Source organism: Pseudomonas fluorescens (assembly GCF_030344995.1).
In the GTDB taxonomy this organism is placed as follows: Bacteria; Pseudomonadota; Gammaproteobacteria; order Pseudomonadales; family Pseudomonadaceae; genus Aquipseudomonas; species Aquipseudomonas fluorescens_BF.
Genome location: NZ_CP128260.1, coordinates 1,448,837 through 1,466,199, shown reverse-complemented (window position 1 = coordinate 1,466,199; position 17,363 = coordinate 1,448,837). Strand labels below are relative to the sequence as shown.

Annotated in this window: 19 protein-coding genes; 5 read left to right on the top strand and 14 right to left on the bottom strand. The window is 60.7% G+C overall.

Annotation, left to right across the window (positions count from 1 at the left end; translation table 11 throughout):
• Nucleotides 1–30 precede the first annotated feature (30 nt).
• From QR290_RS06505 to xerD, 3 genes are all read right to left on the bottom strand, one after another.
• Nucleotides 31–1,335, bottom strand: a complete 1,305-nt coding sequence (locus QR290_RS06505; protein ID WP_018926703.1) for a homoserine dehydrogenase — start codon at nt 1,333–1,335, stop codon at nt 31–33.
• A gap of 132 nt (nt 1,336–1,467) precedes the next feature.
• Nucleotides 1,468–2,199, bottom strand: coding sequence for a bifunctional protein-disulfide isomerase/oxidoreductase DsbC (gene dsbC, locus QR290_RS06500; RefSeq protein ID WP_007954633.1), 732 nt, complete (start codon nt 2,197–2,199; stop codon nt 1,468–1,470).
• A gap of 143 nt (nt 2,200–2,342) precedes the next feature.
• Nucleotides 2,343–3,239 (bottom strand): site-specific tyrosine recombinase XerD, encoded by an 897-nt coding sequence (gene xerD, locus QR290_RS06495; RefSeq protein WP_085609146.1) that lies wholly within the window; start codon nt 3,237–3,239, stop codon nt 2,343–2,345.
• A 107-nt stretch (nt 3,240–3,346) separates the two neighbouring features.
• On the opposite strand from xerD, the gene QR290_RS06490 reads away from it, so the two are divergent.
• Nucleotides 3,347–5,155 (top strand): cation:proton antiporter, encoded by a 1,809-nt coding sequence (locus QR290_RS06490; RefSeq protein WP_289204571.1) that lies wholly within the window; start codon nt 3,347–3,349, stop codon nt 5,153–5,155.
• A gap of 117 nt (nt 5,156–5,272) precedes the next feature.
• On the opposite strand, the gene QR290_RS06485 is transcribed toward QR290_RS06490, so the two are convergent.
• The 6 genes from QR290_RS06485 to ffh all read right to left on the bottom strand — a co-directional run bounded on the left by QR290_RS06485 (nt 5,273) and on the right by ffh (nt 9,349).
• Complete coding sequence (locus tag QR290_RS06485) at nt 5,273–5,686, bottom strand: acyl-CoA thioesterase (RefSeq protein ID WP_011332614.1); 414 nt, start codon at nt 5,684–5,686, stop codon at nt 5,273–5,275.
• A 90-nt stretch (nt 5,687–5,776) separates the two neighbouring features.
• Entirely contained in the window at nt 5,777–6,127 is a 351-nt protein-coding gene (rplS, locus tag QR290_RS06480) for a 50S ribosomal protein L19 (protein ID WP_003175895.1), read from the bottom strand.
• A 45-nt stretch (nt 6,128–6,172) separates the two neighbouring features.
• Nucleotides 6,173–6,925, bottom strand: a complete 753-nt coding sequence (gene trmD, locus QR290_RS06475) for a tRNA (guanosine(37)-N1)-methyltransferase TrmD (protein ID WP_007954629.1) — start codon at nt 6,923–6,925, stop codon at nt 6,173–6,175.
• Nucleotides 6,926–6,928: 3 nt separating this feature from the next.
• Complete coding sequence (gene rimM / locus QR290_RS06470; RefSeq protein ID WP_007954628.1) at nt 6,929–7,465, bottom strand: ribosome maturation factor RimM; 537 nt, start codon at nt 7,463–7,465, stop codon at nt 6,929–6,931.
• Between the two features lie 5 nt (nt 7,466–7,470).
• A complete protein-coding gene (gene rpsP, locus QR290_RS06465; protein ID WP_003198088.1) occupies nt 7,471–7,722 on the bottom strand; it encodes a 30S ribosomal protein S16 in 252 nt (83 codons plus the stop codon).
• A gap of 250 nt (nt 7,723–7,972) precedes the next feature.
• A complete protein-coding gene (gene ffh / locus QR290_RS06460) occupies nt 7,973–9,349 on the bottom strand; it encodes a signal recognition particle protein (protein WP_289204570.1) in 1,377 nt (458 codons plus the stop codon).
• 209 nt (nt 9,350–9,558) lie between these two features.
• Here ffh and QR290_RS06455 point away from each other — a divergent pair, with 209 nt between their 5' ends.
• The 3 genes from QR290_RS06455 (at nt 9,559) to QR290_RS06445 (ending at nt 13,177) form a co-directional block, all read left to right on the top strand.
• Complete coding sequence (locus QR290_RS06455) at nt 9,559–10,371, top strand: cytochrome C assembly family protein (protein WP_007954625.1); 813 nt, start codon at nt 9,559–9,561, stop codon at nt 10,369–10,371.
• A gap of 12 nt (nt 10,372–10,383) precedes the next feature.
• Nucleotides 10,384–11,625 (top strand): transporter associated domain-containing protein, encoded by a 1,242-nt coding sequence (locus QR290_RS06450; RefSeq protein WP_289204569.1) that lies wholly within the window; start codon nt 10,384–10,386, stop codon nt 11,623–11,625.
• A gap of 235 nt (nt 11,626–11,860) precedes the next feature.
• Nucleotides 11,861–13,177: an MFS transporter gene (locus tag QR290_RS06445; RefSeq protein WP_115076658.1), complete on the top strand. Its 1,317-nt coding sequence runs from the start codon at nt 11,861–11,863 to the stop codon at nt 13,175–13,177.
• 46 nt (nt 13,178–13,223) lie between these two features.
• On the opposite strand, the gene purT is transcribed toward QR290_RS06445, so the two are convergent.
• From purT to QR290_RS06420, 5 genes are all read right to left on the bottom strand, one after another.
• Nucleotides 13,224–14,405 carry a formate-dependent phosphoribosylglycinamide formyltransferase gene (purT, locus tag QR290_RS06440; protein ID WP_289204568.1) on the bottom strand — a complete coding sequence of 394 codons (1,182 nt, stop codon included), beginning with the start codon at nt 14,403–14,405 and terminating at the stop codon, nt 13,224–13,226.
• 100 nt (nt 14,406–14,505) lie between these two features.
• The gene (locus QR290_RS06435) at nt 14,506–14,973 is read right to left on the bottom strand and encodes a preQ0 transporter (RefSeq protein WP_115076656.1); all 468 of its coding nucleotides are present in this window, start codon (nt 14,971–14,973) and stop codon (nt 14,506–14,508) included.
• Between the two features lie 226 nt (nt 14,974–15,199).
• Nucleotides 15,200–15,409, bottom strand: coding sequence for a DUF1289 domain-containing protein (locus QR290_RS06430; protein WP_085747018.1), 210 nt, complete (start codon nt 15,407–15,409; stop codon nt 15,200–15,202).
• Nucleotides 15,406–15,930 (bottom strand): gamma carbonic anhydrase family protein, encoded by a 525-nt coding sequence (locus QR290_RS06425; protein ID WP_064120592.1) that lies wholly within the window; start codon nt 15,928–15,930, stop codon nt 15,406–15,408. The genes QR290_RS06430 and QR290_RS06425 overlap by 4 nt, the downstream gene beginning before the upstream one ends.
• A gap of 47 nt (nt 15,931–15,977) precedes the next feature.
• Nucleotides 15,978–16,577, bottom strand: coding sequence for a CoA pyrophosphatase (locus QR290_RS06420; protein WP_085608172.1), 600 nt, complete (start codon nt 16,575–16,577; stop codon nt 15,978–15,980).
• 147 nt (nt 16,578–16,724) lie between these two features.
• Here QR290_RS06420 and QR290_RS06415 point away from each other — a divergent pair, with 147 nt between their 5' ends.
• A complete protein-coding gene (locus tag QR290_RS06415) occupies nt 16,725–17,276 on the top strand; it encodes an NUDIX hydrolase (RefSeq protein WP_289204567.1) in 552 nt (183 codons plus the stop codon).
• The last annotated feature ends 87 nt before the right edge of the window (nt 17,277–17,363 follow it).

The following is a 17,363-nucleotide window of genomic DNA, read 5'->3' as shown; positions in this document are numbered from 1 at the left end:
CCGCTGGCGGGACCGGTGAAGGAGATCGGCTTAGTTCAAGTGCTCGACGCGGATCCGCACAACCGGACCGACCACGCCCGCCAGCGCTTCGAGGGCGGCGATCGCATCGTTGATGTGCTGTTCCAGCACGCGATGGGTCAGCAGGATCATCGGCACCAGGCCGTCGTGTTCCTCGACTTCCTTCTGCATGATCGACTCGATGTTGATGCCGCGCTCCGAGAGGATGCTCGCCACCTGAGCGAGCACGCCCGGATGGTCCTTGGCCTGGATGCGCAGGTAGTAGGCGCTTTCGCAGGCTTCGATCGGCAGGATCGGATGGGCCGACAGCGAGTCCGGCTGGAAGGCCAGGTGCGGCACGCGGTTTTCCGGGTCGGAGGTCATGGCGCGAACCACGTCCACCAGATCCGCGATCACCGACGAAGCCGTCGGCTCCATGCCGGCGCCGGCGCCGTAGAACAGGGTCGAACCGGCAGCGTCACCGTTGACCATCACCGCGTTCATCACACCGTTGACGTTGGCGATCAGACGATCGGCCGGGATCAGAGTCGGGTGTACGCGCAGCTCGATACCGGCGGCGGTGCTGCGTGCAACGCCCAGGTGCTTGATGCGGTAGCCCAGCGCTTCGGCGTAGTTCACGTCGGCGGTGGTCAGCTTGGTGATGCCTTCGGTGTAAGCCTTGTCGAACTGCAGCGGAATACCGAATGCGATCGATGCCAGGATCGTCAGCTTGTGCGCGGCGTCGATGCCCTCGACGTCGAAGGTCGGATCGGCTTCGGCGTAGCCCAGCGCTTGCGCCTCGGCCAGCACGTCTTCGAAGGTGCGACCCTTCTCGCGCATTTCGGTGAGGATGAAGTTGCCGGTGCCGTTGATGATCCCGGCGACCCAGTTGATACGGTTGGCGGACAGGCCTTCACGGATCGCCTTGATCACCGGAATGCCGCCGGCGACCGCCGCTTCGAACGCCACGATCACGCCTTTCTCGCGTGCCTTGGCGAAAATTTCATTACCGTGAACGGCAATCAGAGCCTTGTTCGCGGTGACCACATGCTTGCCATTCTCGATGGCCTTGAGTACCAGCTCGCGGGCAACGGTGTAGCCGCCCATCAGCTCTATGACGATGTCGATCTCAGGGTTCGTGGCCACTTCGAAGACATCGTTGGTAATCGCAATACCGGTCGTCTGGAACTGAGGCTTTGGCGTGCGCATGGCAATTTGTGCCACTTCGATCCCACGCCCGGCACGACGAGCAATTTCCTCGGCGTTGCGCTGAAGTACGTTGAAGGTTCCGCCACCGACGGTCCCTAACCCACAGATGCCTACTTTGACCGGTTTCACTGTGAACTCCCCATAAAACGGCCGACACGAGGCCGGCCGTGAAAACAACCGCAGGTTCGCGGCTCTCTGTTGATGGCCCGGCAATCCAGCCGCCGGACCACGCTCGTCAACGCCTGAGCGTGACGATGCGAATTACTTCGCGCCCAGCGCCAGTTTGGCGACTTGTGGCGCAGGCTGGTAGCCCGGAATGACTTGTCCGTCAGCCAAAACGATGGCCGGCGTGCCGTTCACGCCGATCGACTGACCGAGGGCGAACTGTTTGGAAACCGGGTTCTCGCACTTGGCGGCCTTGATTTCCTTGCCATCGACCATTTTGTCCATGGCGGCTTTCTTGTCTTTCGAGCACCACACGGCTTGCAGTTGCTCGTCACCCGGCGAGCCCAGGCCCTGGCGCGGGAACGCCACGTAACGCACTTCGATGCCGCGCTTGTTCAGCTCGGGCACTTCGGCGTGCAGCTTGTGGCAGTAAGGGCAAGTGGTGTCGGTAAAAACGGTGATGTGCGACTTGGTTTCGCCCACGGCCGGGTAAACCACGGTCTCGGCCACCGGGATCGCATTGATCAGTTTGGAAATGCCCAGGCGCTCGGTCTTCTCGGTCAGGTTGACCGGTTTGCCGTCCTTGAGCTGGAACATGTAGCCCTGAACGATGTACTGGCCGTCGGCGCTGGCGTAGAGCACGCGGCTGCCCTTGAGCTTGACTTCGTACAGGCCCGGCAGCGGGCTGGCGGTGATGGTGTCCACCGGCACATCAAGCTGGAGGTTTTCCAGGCTTTGGCGAATCGCTTTGTCGGCCGCGTCATCGGCGACGGCAAAGGTGCTGACCAACGCAATGGCTGCGGCGGCGAAAATCTGGGTCAGACGCATGAGAACTCCTGAAGGCGGACAAATGGAACGATCAGAACGCCCGTGCCGGAACACCGGGTCATAACCGCCCATCGTGCAAACCGGCAAAGCCTACCACATAAGGCTCCCGTGGCCGAATGCGCCTGTCGCAAGACAACATGCGCTCAACCGCGCGGGTGATGTTTGGCATGCAGATCCTGCAAACGTGCCCGGGCGACGTGAGTGTAGATCTGCGTGGTCGACAGGTCGCTGTGGCCCAACAGCATCTGCACCACCCGCAAGTCGGCGCCATGGTTGAGCAAGTGGGTGGCAAACGCGTGACGCAGGGTGTGCGGCGACAGCGATTTACCGATCCCGGCGACCTTGGCCTGATGTTTGATGCGGTGCCAGAAGGTCTGCCGAGTCATCTGCTCGCCGCGCTGGCTGGGGAACAGCACATCACTCGGGCGCCCACCCAGCAACTCGCCGCGACCGTCGCGCAGGTAGCGCTCGACCCAGACAATCGCTTCCTCGCCCATTGGCACCAACCGCTCCTTGCTGCCCTTGCCCATTACCCGCAACACGCCCTGACGCAGGTTGACCTGCTCCAGGGTCAGGCTGATCAGCTCGGTCACCCGCAGGCCACAGGCGTAAAGCACTTCGAGCATGGCACGGTCGCGCTGGCCGATGGCTTCACTCAAGTCCGGCGCCTTGAGCAATGCTTCAACGTCGGCTTCCGACAAGGATTTGGGCAGCGGCCGACCGAGTTGCGGCATATCCACGCGCAAGGTCGGATCGACCGAAATCAGTTTTTCCCGCAACAGGTAACGATAAAAGCCACGCACACCGGAGAGGAATCGCGCGGTGGAGCGAGGTTTGTAGTTCTGTTCCAGACGCCAGGCCAGATGATCGAGAATCAGCTCGCGACCGGCATTGATCAGCTCGAGACCTTTGTCCTGCAACCAGCCGTTGAACAGCGCGAGATCACTGCGATAGGCGTCGCGAGTGTTGTCGGAGAGACCTTTTTCCAGCCAGAGGGCGTCGAGAAACTGGTCAATCAGTGGGTGGTCGATGGCAGGCATGGGCGCTCAAGTCACGCAGGCTTGGCACTGCGCGCAAATAAAGAGTGAACGGTTGAAATGGCCGCTAGTCTTTCATAGCCCGCTATTTCAAGGAACAGGGAGCTTCAATGAACGAGCAGCAAATTCTGTTGGCTTTCGGCGGTATCGGTGCCGCCGCGCTGGGCTGTCAATGGCTCGCATGGCGCCTGAAGCTGCCGGCGATTCTGTTTCTGCTGCTGACCGGCATTCTGGCAGGCCCCGTGCTGGGCTGGCTCGACCCGCAGGAAATGTTCGGCCCGCTGCTGATGCCGCTGGTGTCGCTGGCGGTGGCGCTGATTCTGTTTGAAGGCAGCCTGACCCTGCATCTGTCGGAATGGCGCGAGATCGGCAGCGTCGTGCATCGGCTGGTCACAATCGGAGCGCTCTCGACCTGGGTAGTGATTGCGGTCGCGACTCACTGGCTGCTGGGCTTCGACTGGCTGCTCGCCATCCTGTTCGGCAGTCTGACCCTTGTCACCGGGCCGACCGTGATCGTGCCCATGCTGCGCGTGGTACGGCCAAAAGCTTCGATCGCCAACATCCTGCGCTGGGAAGGGATTGTGATCGACCCGATCGGTGCACTGCTCGCTGTGGTCGTCTACAGCTTCATCATCGCCAGTGCCGAGGGCCACGGTCTCAAGCAGAGCCTGCTCACGTTCGGCGGAGTGATTCTGTGCGGAAGTCTGTTCGGTGTTGCCGGCGGCTGGCTGCTGGGCACGATCATCCGTCGTCAGTGGCTGCCGGAATACCTGCACAACCTCGCGTCGTTGGCGGCGGTGCTGGGGATCTTCATTGCAGCCAACGAGGTGATGCACGAATCGGGACTGCTGGCGGTAACGCTGATGGGCATGTGGCTGGCCAATATGAAGGGTGTGGATGTGCGGCACATCCTGCACTTCAAGGAAAACCTCAGCGTGCTGCTGATTTCCGGGCTGTTCATTCTGCTGGCAGCACGCCTGGATCTGAATGCTTTGCTTGGGCTCGGGCCCCTGGTGTTGATTCTGCTGCTGGTGATCCAGTTGATCGCCCGACCATTGAACGTGCTGCTGAGTACCGCCGGCTCCAGTTTGAGCTGGCGTGAACGTGCATTGCTGTGCTGGATTGCCCCGCGCGGAATCGTCGCTGCGGCGGTCTCGGCGATCTTTGCGATTCGCCTGGATGAAGCGGGTCATGAAGGCGCGCTGTTGCTGGTGCCGCTGACTTTCGCCGTGATTATCGGCACTGTCGTGCTGCAAAGTGCGACTGCCCGGCCATTGGCGCGCCTGTTGAAGGTTGCGGAGCCTGCGCCCAGCGGCTTCCTTATCGTCGGCGCGAACGGGCCTGCGCGCCTGCTCGGCAAGTCGCTGCAACAGCTGGGCAGCCGGGTGCTGCTGACGGATTCGAGCTGGGAAAACATCCGGGCGGCGCGCATGGATGGCTTGCCGACCTACTTCGGCAATCCGGCCTCGCAGCACGCCGATGCGCATCTGGACCTGGTCGGACTGGGGCATTTGCTGGCGCTGTCACCGTCGGGCGAACTCAATACGCTGGCGGCCATGCGCTTTCGTCATGACTTTGGCCATCAACGCCTGTTCGGACTCGCCAGCGGGCAGGAGAGCCGGCGCAGCGACAAACATCGCGCAAGTCTTGAGCATCGCGGCAATCAACTGGGTAGCGAGGCGTTCACCTACACGAAGCTGGCCAGCCAGATGGGCCAAGGGGCCGAGTTGTACAGCACAACGTTGACGGATGGGTTTGGCTGGGAGGATTACCAGGCGTTGCATGGCAATCGCGCGACGCTGCTGTTCATGCGCGATGACAGTGGCTGGGTGCATGTCGTGTCGCCGGAAACCGTGCTGAAGCCGGGGTCGGGGTGGACGTTGCTGGCGCTGATTCAGCCTGAGAGTGTCAGCGCCTGACTGACCGGATCGCGGGCGAGCCCGCTCCCACAGCGTCCGTGTCGAACTCAATATCAGCGTACAACACAAAACCTGTGGGAGCGGGCTTGCCCGCGAATGCCGCGCCTCGGTGCTGGATCAGGCCGCGAAACCCGGCAGTACCGGCACCGGACGCTTGTCATCATCGATGGCAACAAAACTGAACTGCCCGTGAATCGCTTTCTCACGCCCATCACAGCTCATGCTTTCTACGAACACCTCCACCTCGACCTTAAGACTGGTGTTGCCGACCTTGATCACCCGTCCGACCAGTTCAACGATGGAGCCCGCCGGGATCGCGTGATTGAAGTCGATGCGATCGGTGGACACGGTCACCAGCGGCAACCGGCAGAAGCGCGTGGCGGTGATGAACGACACTTCGTCCATCCAGGCCAGCGCGGTGCCGCCGAACAGGGTGTTGTGGTGGTTGGTGGTCGGCGGGAAAACCGCCTTGGTCACGCGGGTCACCGAGAGTTCGGTGCGGCGCTCGATTTCTTGCTCGCGAGGGGTCATGGATCAGGCCTGAAACAGAATGCTGTGGATAAATTGCGGGCAACAAAAAAGCAGCCCGTAGGCTGCTTTTTTCTGCATCGGAAGCTGGACTTAAGCCAGTTTTTCCTTGATGCGAGCTGCTTTACCCGACAGGTCGCGCAGGTAGTACAGCTTGGCTTTACGTACGTCACCGCGACGTTTAACAGCCATGCTGTCGATCTGCGGGGAGTAGGTCTGGAAAGTACGTTCTACGCCAACACCGTTGGAGATTTTACGAACGGTGAACGCACTGTTCACGCCGCGGTTACGCTTGGCGATTACAACGCCTTCGAACGCTTGCAGACGGGAACGATCGCCTTCCTTCACTTTCACCTGAACGACGATGGTGTCGCCTGGGGCAAAGGTAGGGATTTCTTTGGTCATCTGCTCTGCTTCGAGTGCAAGGATGATTTTGTTGGTCATGCTGTGCTCCTAAGGTAAATCGTCTGATCTACCATCGATACGTTGTTAACTATCGTCCCGCTCGCGGATGTATTCCTCGAGCAGCTTCTTCTCTTCTCCAGAAAGCGAGCGGCTTTCCAGAAGATCGGCGCGTCGTTCATAGGTCCTACCAAGGGACTGCTGTAAACGCCAACGCCGGATATGCGCGTGATTGCCACTCAGCAACACGTCGGGAACACGCTGATCCGCATACACCTCAGGTCGGGTGTAGTGCGGGCAATCCAGCAGACCATCCGTAAAGGAATCTTCCTCAGCGGAATCCGCATGCCCTAAAGCTCCGGGCAGCAGTCGTGTAACCGCATCGATCATGACCATGGCCGGCAGCTCGCCGCCAGACAACACATAGTCACCAATCGACCACTCTTCATCGACATGAGCATCAATAAAACGCTCGTCAATGCCTTCATAGCGACCGGCAATCAGGATCAATGCATCCGATTTAGCCAGTTCGCGTACCGCCGACTGAGTCAGTTGACGGCCTTGGGGGGACAGGTAAATCACCTTCGCCGCCTCCCCGGCTGCTGCCTTGGCCTGAACCAGAGCATCTTCCAGGGGCTTGATCTTCATCACCATGCCCGGACCACCGCCAAACGGGCGATCGTCCACAGTGTGATGCCGATCCGTCGTGTAATCCCGCGGATTCCAACAGGTCAGCTGCAAGAGCCCCTGTTTGACCGCTCGACTGGTAATGCCGTACTCACTGATGGCCGAGAACATCTCGGGGAACAGCGTAATGACGTCTACGCGCAGGCTGGCCATTGCTTAGAAGTCCGCGTCCCATTCCACCCTCATCACGCCTGCTTCCAGGTCGATTGCCAGCACGCATTGCTCCGTATAGGGCAACAACCGCTCGCGATCATCCAGGCTGCCGACGCAGGGCTTGACCACCAATACATCGTTCGCGCCGGTCTCCAACAGGTGATCAACCTTGCCGAAGAATTCTTCGTTCTGGTTGATGACACTCAGACCTTGCAACTGGTACCAGTAGTACTCGTCGCCAGTCAGGTTGGGCAAAAGGCTTCGCGAGATGCAAATCTCGTAACCGCTCAGAAGACGGGCTTCATCGCGATCGTCGAGGCCTTTGAGCTTGGCAACCAGATCCTTTTGAGTGGATCGGCCGCTGACCAGCTCGACCTGCTTTACCACGCCTTCGCGCCGAAGCGTCCAGTTGCGGTAGTTCAACAGGTTTTCAATCGGATCGGTAAAGGAAAAGACCTTCACCTCGCCGCGAACGCCGTGAACCGAAAAAATCTTGCCGACAACGATCAGGTCATCAGCTTTTTCTGGCGTCGCGCTCATACTGCTCAGGCTGCAGCCTTGGCAGATTCCTTCAGCAACTGAGCAACACGCTCAGAAGGCTGTGCACCAACGCTCAGCCAGTAGGCAACGCGCTCTTGGTTCACGGACAGACGAACTTCCTGACCACGTGCAACAGGGTTGAAGAAACCAACCTGTTCTTTGTGGGAACCGTCACGTGGGTTACGCGAGTCGGTTACGGTCAGGTGGTAAAACGGGCGCTTTTTGGAGCCGCCAAGGGCAAGACGGATTGTTAGCATGTGAACATCGTTCCTGTAGTCGGTGCTGCAAATCTAAATGCACAGCGGGCATGGGTGCCCGAAAGGCCGCATATTCTAAGGAATATCCGGACTTTTGCAAATGACTTTTTCCGGCGCCTATGGCATGCCGTGCTGATTTGCGATAGAGCCGTCGATGAAAACGGCCGGTCAGCTCCCGCCGAGTGCGGGTTTGCTGTGAATCCCGCTTCCTTGCGGGGTCTGCGCCGGTACGACGACCGGCGCGGATTCTTTACATTTTTGGCATGCCGCCGCCGGGCAACATACCGCCCATGCCGCGCATCATTTTCGCCATTCCGCCCTTGGCGGAGAATTTCTTCATCATCTTCTGCATCTGCTTGTGCTGCTTGATCAAGCGACCGATGTCCTGCACCTGGGTGCCGGAACCCATGGCGATCCGGCGCTTGCGCGAACCGCTGATCAGCTCAGGGTCGCGGCGCTCGGCCGGGGTCATGGAGTTGATGATGGCTTCCATCTGCTTGAACTGCTTCTCTGCGGCGTTCTGGGCATTGCCCATTTGCGAGAGATTGACACCGCCGATGCTCGGCAGCTTGTCCATGAGCCCGCCGAGGCCGCCCATGTTCTTCATCTGTTGCAGCTGATCGCGGAAGTCTTCGAGGTCGAAGCCCTTGCCCTTCTTCAGCTTCTTGGCCAGTTTGTCGGCCTTGTCCTTGTCGAGCGTCGCTTCAGCCTGTTCGATCAGGCTGAGCACGTCGCCCATGCCGAGGATCCGCGAAGCGATACGCTCGGGGTGGAACGGATCGAGCGCTTCGCTCTTCTCGCCCATACCGATGAACTTGATCGGCTTGCCAGTGATCGCGCGAACGGACAGCGCAGCACCGCCACGGGCATCACCGTCGACCTTGGTCAGGATCACGCCGGTCAGCGGCAGCGCGTCACCGAAGGCCTTGGCCGTGTTGGCCGCGTCCTGACCGGTCATGGCGTCGACCACGAACAGGGTTTCAACCGGATTGATCGCGGCATGCAGCGCCTTGATCTCGCCCATCATCTCTTCATCGATGTGCAGACGACCAGCGGTGTCGACGATGACCACGTCGATGAATTTCAGTTTTGCTTCTTTAATAGCCGCGTTGGCGATGTCGACCGGTTTCTGGCTCAGGTCGGACGGGAAGAACGTCACGCCGATGTCGTTGGCCAGGGTTTCCAGCTGTTTAATAGCAGCAGGACGGTAGATGTCCGCCGACACGACCATGACCGTCTTCTTCTTGCGCTCTTTAAGGAAGCGCGCCAGCTTGCCGGCGGTGGTGGTTTTACCCGCGCCCTGCAGACCGGCCATCAGAATGACGGCAGGCGGCACGGCGCTCAGGTTCAAGTCTTCGTTGGCCGCGCCCATCAGGCTTTCGAGTTCGGCCTGGACGATCTTCACGAACGCCTGGCCCGGCGTCAGGCTGCGCGACACCTCGGTGCCGACAGCCCGTTCCTTGACCGAATTGACGAAGTCTTTGACCACCGGCAGGGCGACGTCGGCTTCGAGCAACGCCATGCGCACTTCACGCAGGGTGTCTTTGATATTGTCCTCGGTCAGCTTCGCCTTGCCGGTGACATGGCGCAGCGTCTGCGAGAGACGGTCGGTTAAGTTTTCAAACATTGCGCGATCCTTTCAGGCCCTGTGTAGACCGGGATAATGGCGGCCCAGACCGGAATCAACATGTGCTCGGCGAGCCTGCGGCGTGGGCAGGTCGCGGATTATAGCGAAGACTGCGTCTGGCGGACACCTCGCTGTCAGCTTGCCGGTCTTTCGTGCAGTGGCGGTTCTATGCCAAACTCAGCGCCTTTCGGGCTTGCCTAACAGGATTTATGCTCCCCTTGTCACCGAGTTTGCTGACCACCCTCGCCGCCGCCCTTCTCTATGCCGCTGCGACTCTCTATCAGGGCACCCGCCTGGCCACTGGCGCCAAGGCCAACAAGCGCCTGCTGGTCTCGCTCGGCGTCCTCGCCGTGCTGGCCCACAGCGCCAGCCTGCTTACGCATTTATTGACGCCGATCGGCCTGGGCCTGGACTTCTTCAGCGCCTCGAGCCTGATCGCCGCCGCTGTCATCGCCCTGACCCTGCTGGCCTGCTCGCGGATTCCGGTGGAAAACCTGCTGGTGCTGCTGTTCCCGCTGGGTGCGATCACAGTGCTGCTGGCGCAGTTCGCGCCGACCGGCACGGTGCAGGTCATCGATGAAGAGCCAGGCATCCTCGCGCACATTCTGTTGTCGATCCTCGCCTACGGCATGTTCACCATCGCGGTGTTTCAGGCCCTGTTGCTGCTGGTGCAGGATCATCAGCTCAAACACAAGCACCCGTCCGGACTGATCAAGAACTTCCCGCCACTGCAAACCATGGAAAGCCTGCTGTTCGGCTTCCTCTGGGCCGGCTGGACGTTGTTGTCGTTGTCGCTGATCTCCGGCTGGCTGTTCGTCGAGAACCTGTTTGCCCAGCATCTGGTGCATAAAACCCTGCTGGCCTGCCTGGCCTGGATCGTGTTCAGCGTCCTCCTCTGGGGCCGTAACCGCCTCGGCTGGCGCGGCCACAAGGCAATCCGCTGGACCCTCGCCGGTTTCTGCCTGCTGATGCTCGCGTATTTCGGCAGCAAACTGGTTCGTGAATACATCCTGCACATCTGACGGGCGGCATAAATGGACGGTTTGCCCATAGGGCCGATGCTCGCGGTATTTGTCCTGCTGATTCTCTGGTCGGGGCTGTTTACCGCCGTCGAAGCGGCGCAACAGCACCTGCTCGCGCAACGCACCGCCTCCCGCGCCAGCGACAAGCCGCTGGCGAAGCTCAGCTTCCCGCTCGACAGTCTGATCCTCTGCAATACCCTGTGCCGCGCCCTCGCCGTCATTCTGGCCACGCTGCTGGCAATCTTTCTCTGTGAAGAAAACGGCCCTTGGGCGGCTTGCCTTGGTGCCGGCGCCCTGCTGTTGGTCTTTGCCGACTATTTCCCCCGCGCGCTCGCCCAACGTTACCCGGATGCGGTGTTGTCGTTTGGCAATACGCTGCTGGCAGTACCGCTGAAAGTGGTTTACCCGCTTGCGTGGCTGCTCAGCCGCATCAGTGGCTTGCTGATGCGCCCGTTCATCCGCAAGACCCAGGTGGTGCAACAGAGCGAAGACGATGTGCCGGCTGAGCATCATGACGATCCGGATCATCCGGTGCGCCCGCACCCGATCTCAGGTATCCATGCACTGGACAACATCACGGTCAACGACATTCTGGTGCCGCGCAGTGATGTCGACGGCATCAACCTCGATGATCCGCTCGAAGAAATCATCGAGCAATTGCGCAAGAACCGCCGCACTCGCCTGCCGGTTTTCCACAGTGATATCAATCAGGTCGAAGCCGTACTCAACACCCGGCAGATCCGTCACTTGCTGGACGACGGCAAACTGACCCGTGAAGCGTTGCTGGCGGCCAGTTACGAGCCATACTTCGTCCCTGAAAGCACACCACTGCAACTGCAACTGCTGAATTTCCACAAGCAGCAGCGGCGTCTGGGCATGGTGGTGGACGAGTACGGCGAAGTGCTGGGGATTGTCACTCTGGAAGACATTCTCGAAGAGATCGTCGGTGAATTCGAAAGCGAGCACAGCCTCGACAACCCGCACATCCACCCACAGGCCGATGGCCGCATGGTGATCGATGGCGCGGCATCGATCCGCGAACTGAACAAATGCCTGGGCTGGCACCTGCCCAGCGACGGCCCCCGGACCCTCAATGGCCTGGTGACCGAGGCGCTGGAAACCATTCCGGAAAGCGCGGTCTGCCTGAAGATCGGCCGTTACCGCCTGGAGATTCTCGAAACCGAGGAGAACCGGGTGAGCAAGGTCCTGATCTGGCACACCACTTCCGCCCCGGCGCTGGCCACGGCCCGCTAGACAGCCCCTTGTTCAATCGTTAGCCACCTTCCTATAATCGCGGTGCTTACCCAAGCCCCGCCGAACCGCGTGCTTACCCCGCACCCGACCCGTTCCGGCCGGTTCATCGGCAATATCCGCATCACACCGACGACTGTTCCTACCTGAAGCAGCGATCGCGCCTCATCCCACATCCCTGGGTGTTCGACCATAATAATTCGCTCCAACGGAGCTCATGACTGTCAGGGATCACCGCATGACGACCAGTACCGCTTACAGCGACACCACGCCTGCCCAACCGACCAACTCCGCCACCCGCGTAGCCACCGCGAGTTTCATCGGCACGGCCATCGAGTTCTACGATTTCTACGTCTACGCCACCGCCGCTGCGCTGGTGATCGGGCCGGTGTTTTTCCCGCAGACCTCCGGCACGGCGCAGATGCTCTCCGCCTTCCTCACCTTCGGCATCGCCTTCCTCGCCCGCCCGCTGGGCTCGGCGCTGTTCGGCCACTTCGGCGACCGGATCGGGCGCAAATCGACGTTGGTCGCTTCGCTGCTGCTGATGGGTGTCTGCACCACGCTGATCGGCGTACTGCCGGGCTACGACAGCATCGGGGCCTGGGCGCCGATCCTGCTTTGCGTCCTGCGCTTCGGCCAAGGCCTAGGATTGGGTGGTGAATGGGGCGGCGCGGCGCTGCTGGCGACCGAAAACGCGCCGAAAGGCAAACGGGCGTGGTTCGGCATGTTCCCGCAACTCGGCCCTTCGATTGGCTTTCTGGCTGCCAACGGCCTGTTCCTGACCCTGGCCATGACGCTCAATGACGAGCAATTCCGTAGCTGGGGCTGGCGGATTCCGTTTCTGCTCAGTGCGGTGCTGGTGATGGTCGGGCTGTACGTGCGCCTCAAGCTCCACGAAACTCCGGTGTTCGCCAATGCCATCGCCCGCCAGGAGCGAGTGAAAGTGCCGCTGGTCGAGCTGTTCAGCCAATACTGGGCACCCACCCTGCTGGGTGCCGCTGCCATGGTGGTCTGCTATGCGCTGTTTTACATCTCGACCGTGTTTTCCCTGAGCTACGGCGTCTCCACATTGGGTTACAGCCGCGAGACCTTCCTCGGATTGCTGTGCTTCGCGGTGCTGTTCATGGCGGCCGCGACGCCGTTGTCGGCGTGGGCCAGTGACCGCTACGGGCGCAAGCCGGTGCTGATCATCGGTGGTGTGCTGGCGATTCTTTCCGGTTTTCTGATGGAGCCTTTGCTGACTCAGGGCTCGACCTGGGGCGTGGCGCTGTTCCTGTGCATCGAGCTGTTCCTGATGGGCGTGACATTCGCCCCGATGGGCGCGCTGCTGCCGGAGCTGTTCCCGACGCACGTCCGGTATACCGGCGCATCGGCGGCCTACAACCTCGGCGGTATCGTCGGAGCCTCGGCGGCACCGTTCTTCGCGCAGAAACTGGTGGCGATGGGTGGTTTGAGTTACGTCGGCGGGTATGTATCGGGGGCAGCGGTGCTCAGCTTGATCGCTGTGCTGTGCCTGAAGGAAACGCGCAATAACGACCTGAATCAGGTGTCGTAAGCGCAATGATCGCTCCCGCACGGGCGGGAGCGATCTGATAGCGGGATTACAGCTCTACAACGACCGCCTGAGAAGCACGGGTCGCCTTGGCACGAGCGGCTTCAATCGACTCGTCACGGGCCAGTGCAACACCCATGCGGCGCTGGCCATTGACCTCAGGCTTGCCGAACAGACGCAGCGCGGTATCCGGTTCGCTCAGTGCAGCGCCGAGGTTGGCGAATGCGGTCTGGGTTGAGTGACCTTCCACCAGAATCACTGCCGAGGCTGATGGGCCGAACTGACGGATCAGTGGCACCGGCAGACCGAGAATTGCCCGGGCGTGCAGGGCGAATTGCGACAGATCCTGAGAAATCAGGGTCACCAGACCGGTGTCGTGTGGACGCGGCGACACTTCGCTGAACCACACTTGATCGCCCTTGATGAACAGCTCGACACCGAACAGACCACGACCACCCAACGCTTCTGTCACAGCTTTGGCAACGCGCTCGGATTCAGCCAGTGCGATGGGGCTCATGGCCTGCGGCTGCCAGGATTCCTGATAGTCGCCCTTCTCCTGACGGTGACCGACCGGCGCACAGAAAGTCGTGCCGCCGACATGACGCACGGTCAGCAGAGTGATTTCGTAGTCAAAATCGATGAAGCCTTCAATGATGACGCGACCTTTACCGGCGCGACCGCCCTCTTGTGCGTAGTCCCAGGCCTTCTGCACGTCATCGGCGCTGCGCAGCAGGCTCTGGCCCTTGCCCGACGAACTCATCACCGGTTTGACGACGCACGGGAAGCCCAAGTCCTGAACAGCCTTGCTGTAGTCCTCGAAGGTGTCGGCGAAGTGGTATGGCGAAGTCGGCAGATCCAGCTCTTCGGCGGCCAGACGACGAATGCCCTCGCGGTTCATGGTCAGTTGCGCGGCGCGAGCGGTCGGGATCACGGTGAAGCCTTCGGCTTCCAGTTCCACCAGCGTGGCAGTAGCGATAGCTTCGATTTCCGGCACGATGAAGTGCGGCTTCTCGGCTTCGATCACTGCACGCAGGGCGGCGCCGTCGAGCATGTTGATCACGTGGCTGCGATGGGCAACCTGCATGGCCGGCGCATTGGCGTAGCGGTCGACGGCAATCACTTCAACGCCCAGGCGTTGCAGCTCGATCACCACTTCCTTGCCCAACTCACCACAGCCACACAGCAATACGCGGGTCGCGGTCGGCGACAATGGAGTTCCGATACGGGTCATCTCAGGTCCTCAAAGAAGCGGATCATCGAGGAAAGCAACGCCAGACGCGCTTTCCATGGGGAGAAAGCGCGGCATTTTACATGAACCTGAGGGTTTGGCTTCAGCCGGCGACAGCCTGTTTGCGTTCACGCCAGGCCATGATCAGCCAGACCGCAGTAACGCCGGCGAACTTCGAGGCCAGCGCAGTGATAAGCACCGGCGGCGTGAGCAGGTCGATCATGCCGAAGAAGATAAAGGTATCGAGGGGAATGCTCAGCGCCGAACTGATCCACAGCCGGTCACGCAGCGGGCGCTTGGTGATAGTGAACACCAGCCAGTCGATGCACTCGGAGACCGCGAATGCCGTGGCACTGGCCAACGCAATCGACGGATCGGAGGTGACATAAGACAGCACCAGCGCTGCCAGCATTGCCACAATCGCGCCGTGCCCGAAACGGATCTGCACCATGTCGCGCAGCACGAACACCAGCCCGCCCCAGGCCGACCAGATGATGTCCAGGTGCGGCGCGGTGGAGAAGGCGAAGTTGATCAGCACGACACTGCTGATGTAGGTGATGAGGAAAATCATGGCGGGCGACCTGTCAGATTGGCGCACAGATTACTGGACCCGCAGATCAAGAGCCACCCCTCACCCCAGCCCTCTCCCTAAGGGAGAGGGGGAAAGGGAGCCGATCTTCATGCTGTTCAAACCTGAGTTCACCTCGGTATTACACGTCGGTGTAGCTAGGAAGAACACCTCGTTCAGTCCCCTCTCCCACCGGGAGAGGGTTAGGGTGAGGGCAATCTCAGGACGATCACGATTTTGGCGGCAACATCCAGACCAGGCCACTGGCCTTCGCCCGCTCATGACACAACCCCAGCACCACCCGCCGCTCGTCATTGGTCATCCGGCTCCAGCGAGTGATCTCTTCGACCGTACGCTGGCAACCGGTGCAAATGTCGTCTTCGTCCAGCGCGCAAATGCTCACGCACGGCGAGGCGACGGGTCTTTCCGGGGTTGTCATTCTTCCTGCTCGACCAGATCGCGCGCATAGCGCTGGGCGTTATGCACATAGTGCGCGGCACTGGCTTCGAGCATCTTCTTCTGCGGCTCGGTCAGCTCGCGCACCACCTTGCCCGGCGAGCCCATCACCAGCGAACCATCGGGAATTTCCTTGCCTTCACCGATCAGCGAATTGGCGCCGATGATGCAGTTCTTGCCGATCTTCGCGCCGTTGAGGATGACGGCGTTGATGCCGATCAGGCTGTAGTCGCCGACCGTGCAGCCGTGGAGCATGGCGTTGTGGCCGATGGTCACGCCGGTGCCGATGGTCAGCGGATAGCCCATGTCGGTGTGCATTACGGTGCCGTCCTGCACGTTGCTGTTCTTGCCGATCAGGATCAGTTCGTTGTCGCCGCGCAGCACGGCGTTGAACCAGACGTTGGCGCCTTCTTCCAGTCTGACCTTGCCCACCAGCACAGCATTGGGGGCGACCCAGCTCTGTGGATGGGTTTCGACACGGGCGTCGCCCAGGCGGTATTTCATCTTGTTTTCCTCAGGGCTCACGATGGCTGGCCATTCGAGCGATGGCTTCAGGTATTGATGAAGCTTTTTGGCGGCTGATGCAGGCTGATTTTGGCGTCATAGAGCAGGTTGATCAACTCGACGATCATGATCGCCGTCAGCCCCCAGATCTTGTATTCGCCGTAACGGTAGCTCGGTACGTACCAACTGCGACCCTGATAGTCGATGCGGTGGGTATGTTCGCGCGGATCCTTGCGGAAGAATTCCAGCGGCACACTGAACACCGCAGCGATCTCGGCATCATTGGCCTGGTATTCGACAAAATCGGGAATCACCCCGACATACGGCGTGACCTTGATGCCATGCAGGGAAATCAGCGGGCTAAGCGGACCGATCACCTCGACCAGTCCTGGCGGCAGGCCGATTTCCTCTTCGGCTTCACGCAGGGCGGTGAAAATCAGGTCCGGGTCTTCCGGATCCCGTCGCCCACCGGGGAAGGCGACTTCGCCGCCGTGGGTCGAGAGCCCGCTGGCGCGCAGGGTGAGGACAAGTTCGGGTTCGTCACTGCGAGTAATCGGCACCAGGACAGCGGCCTCGGGGAAACGCGTGTCGGTCTCCAGCGTGCGCGGCGTGTGATTGCTTACCCGGTGCAGTAGCTCGTCCAGCATAAGTGTTCTCGATCGGTGCCTTACCCTGCATCATGCACCAATCATTGCGACCGCCCAAGCCCCGAACGGGCGTCATGTCGCGAAACGACAACTTGCCGACTGACACCGCTGCACGCCAAGATAGGCGCAGCATTCAGGAACCCCAGCATGAAATTTTGCAGCCAGTGCGGCAACCCGGTGACCCAGCGCATTCCCGAAGGCGACTCGCGGCTGCGATTCGTCTGCGATAGCTGTCAGACGATTCACTACCAGAACCCCAATATCGTGGCCGGTTGTGTACCGACCTGGGGCAGCAAAATCTTGTTGTGTCGTCGCGCCATCGAGCCACGCCTCGGTTACTGGACGCTGCCCGCCGGGTTCATGGAGAACGGCGAGACCATCGAGCAGGCCGCCATCCGCGAAACCGCCGAGGAAGCCTGCGCCCGGGTGCGCAACCTGAGCATCTACACCCTGATCGACGTGCCGCACATCAGTCAGGTGCATGTGTTTTTCCGCGCCGAGCTGGCGGATCTGGACTTCGCCGCCGGCCCCGAAAGCCTGGAAGTGCAACTGTTCGAAGAGGAAGACATTCCCTGGGACGAACTGGCTTTCCGCACGGTGGGCCGCACCCTGGAATGTTTCTTTGCAGACCGGCGCGTCGAGGTCTATCCGGTTCGCTCCGAATCGATCCCGCCGCTCGCGCAACCGGTCATCACTTGATTTCGACGGCGGCCGGCCGATAACCGGCTAACGCAGCCCGCGACAGCGCCTGCACACTATCTATAAATAAAGTATCTGCTTCATTTC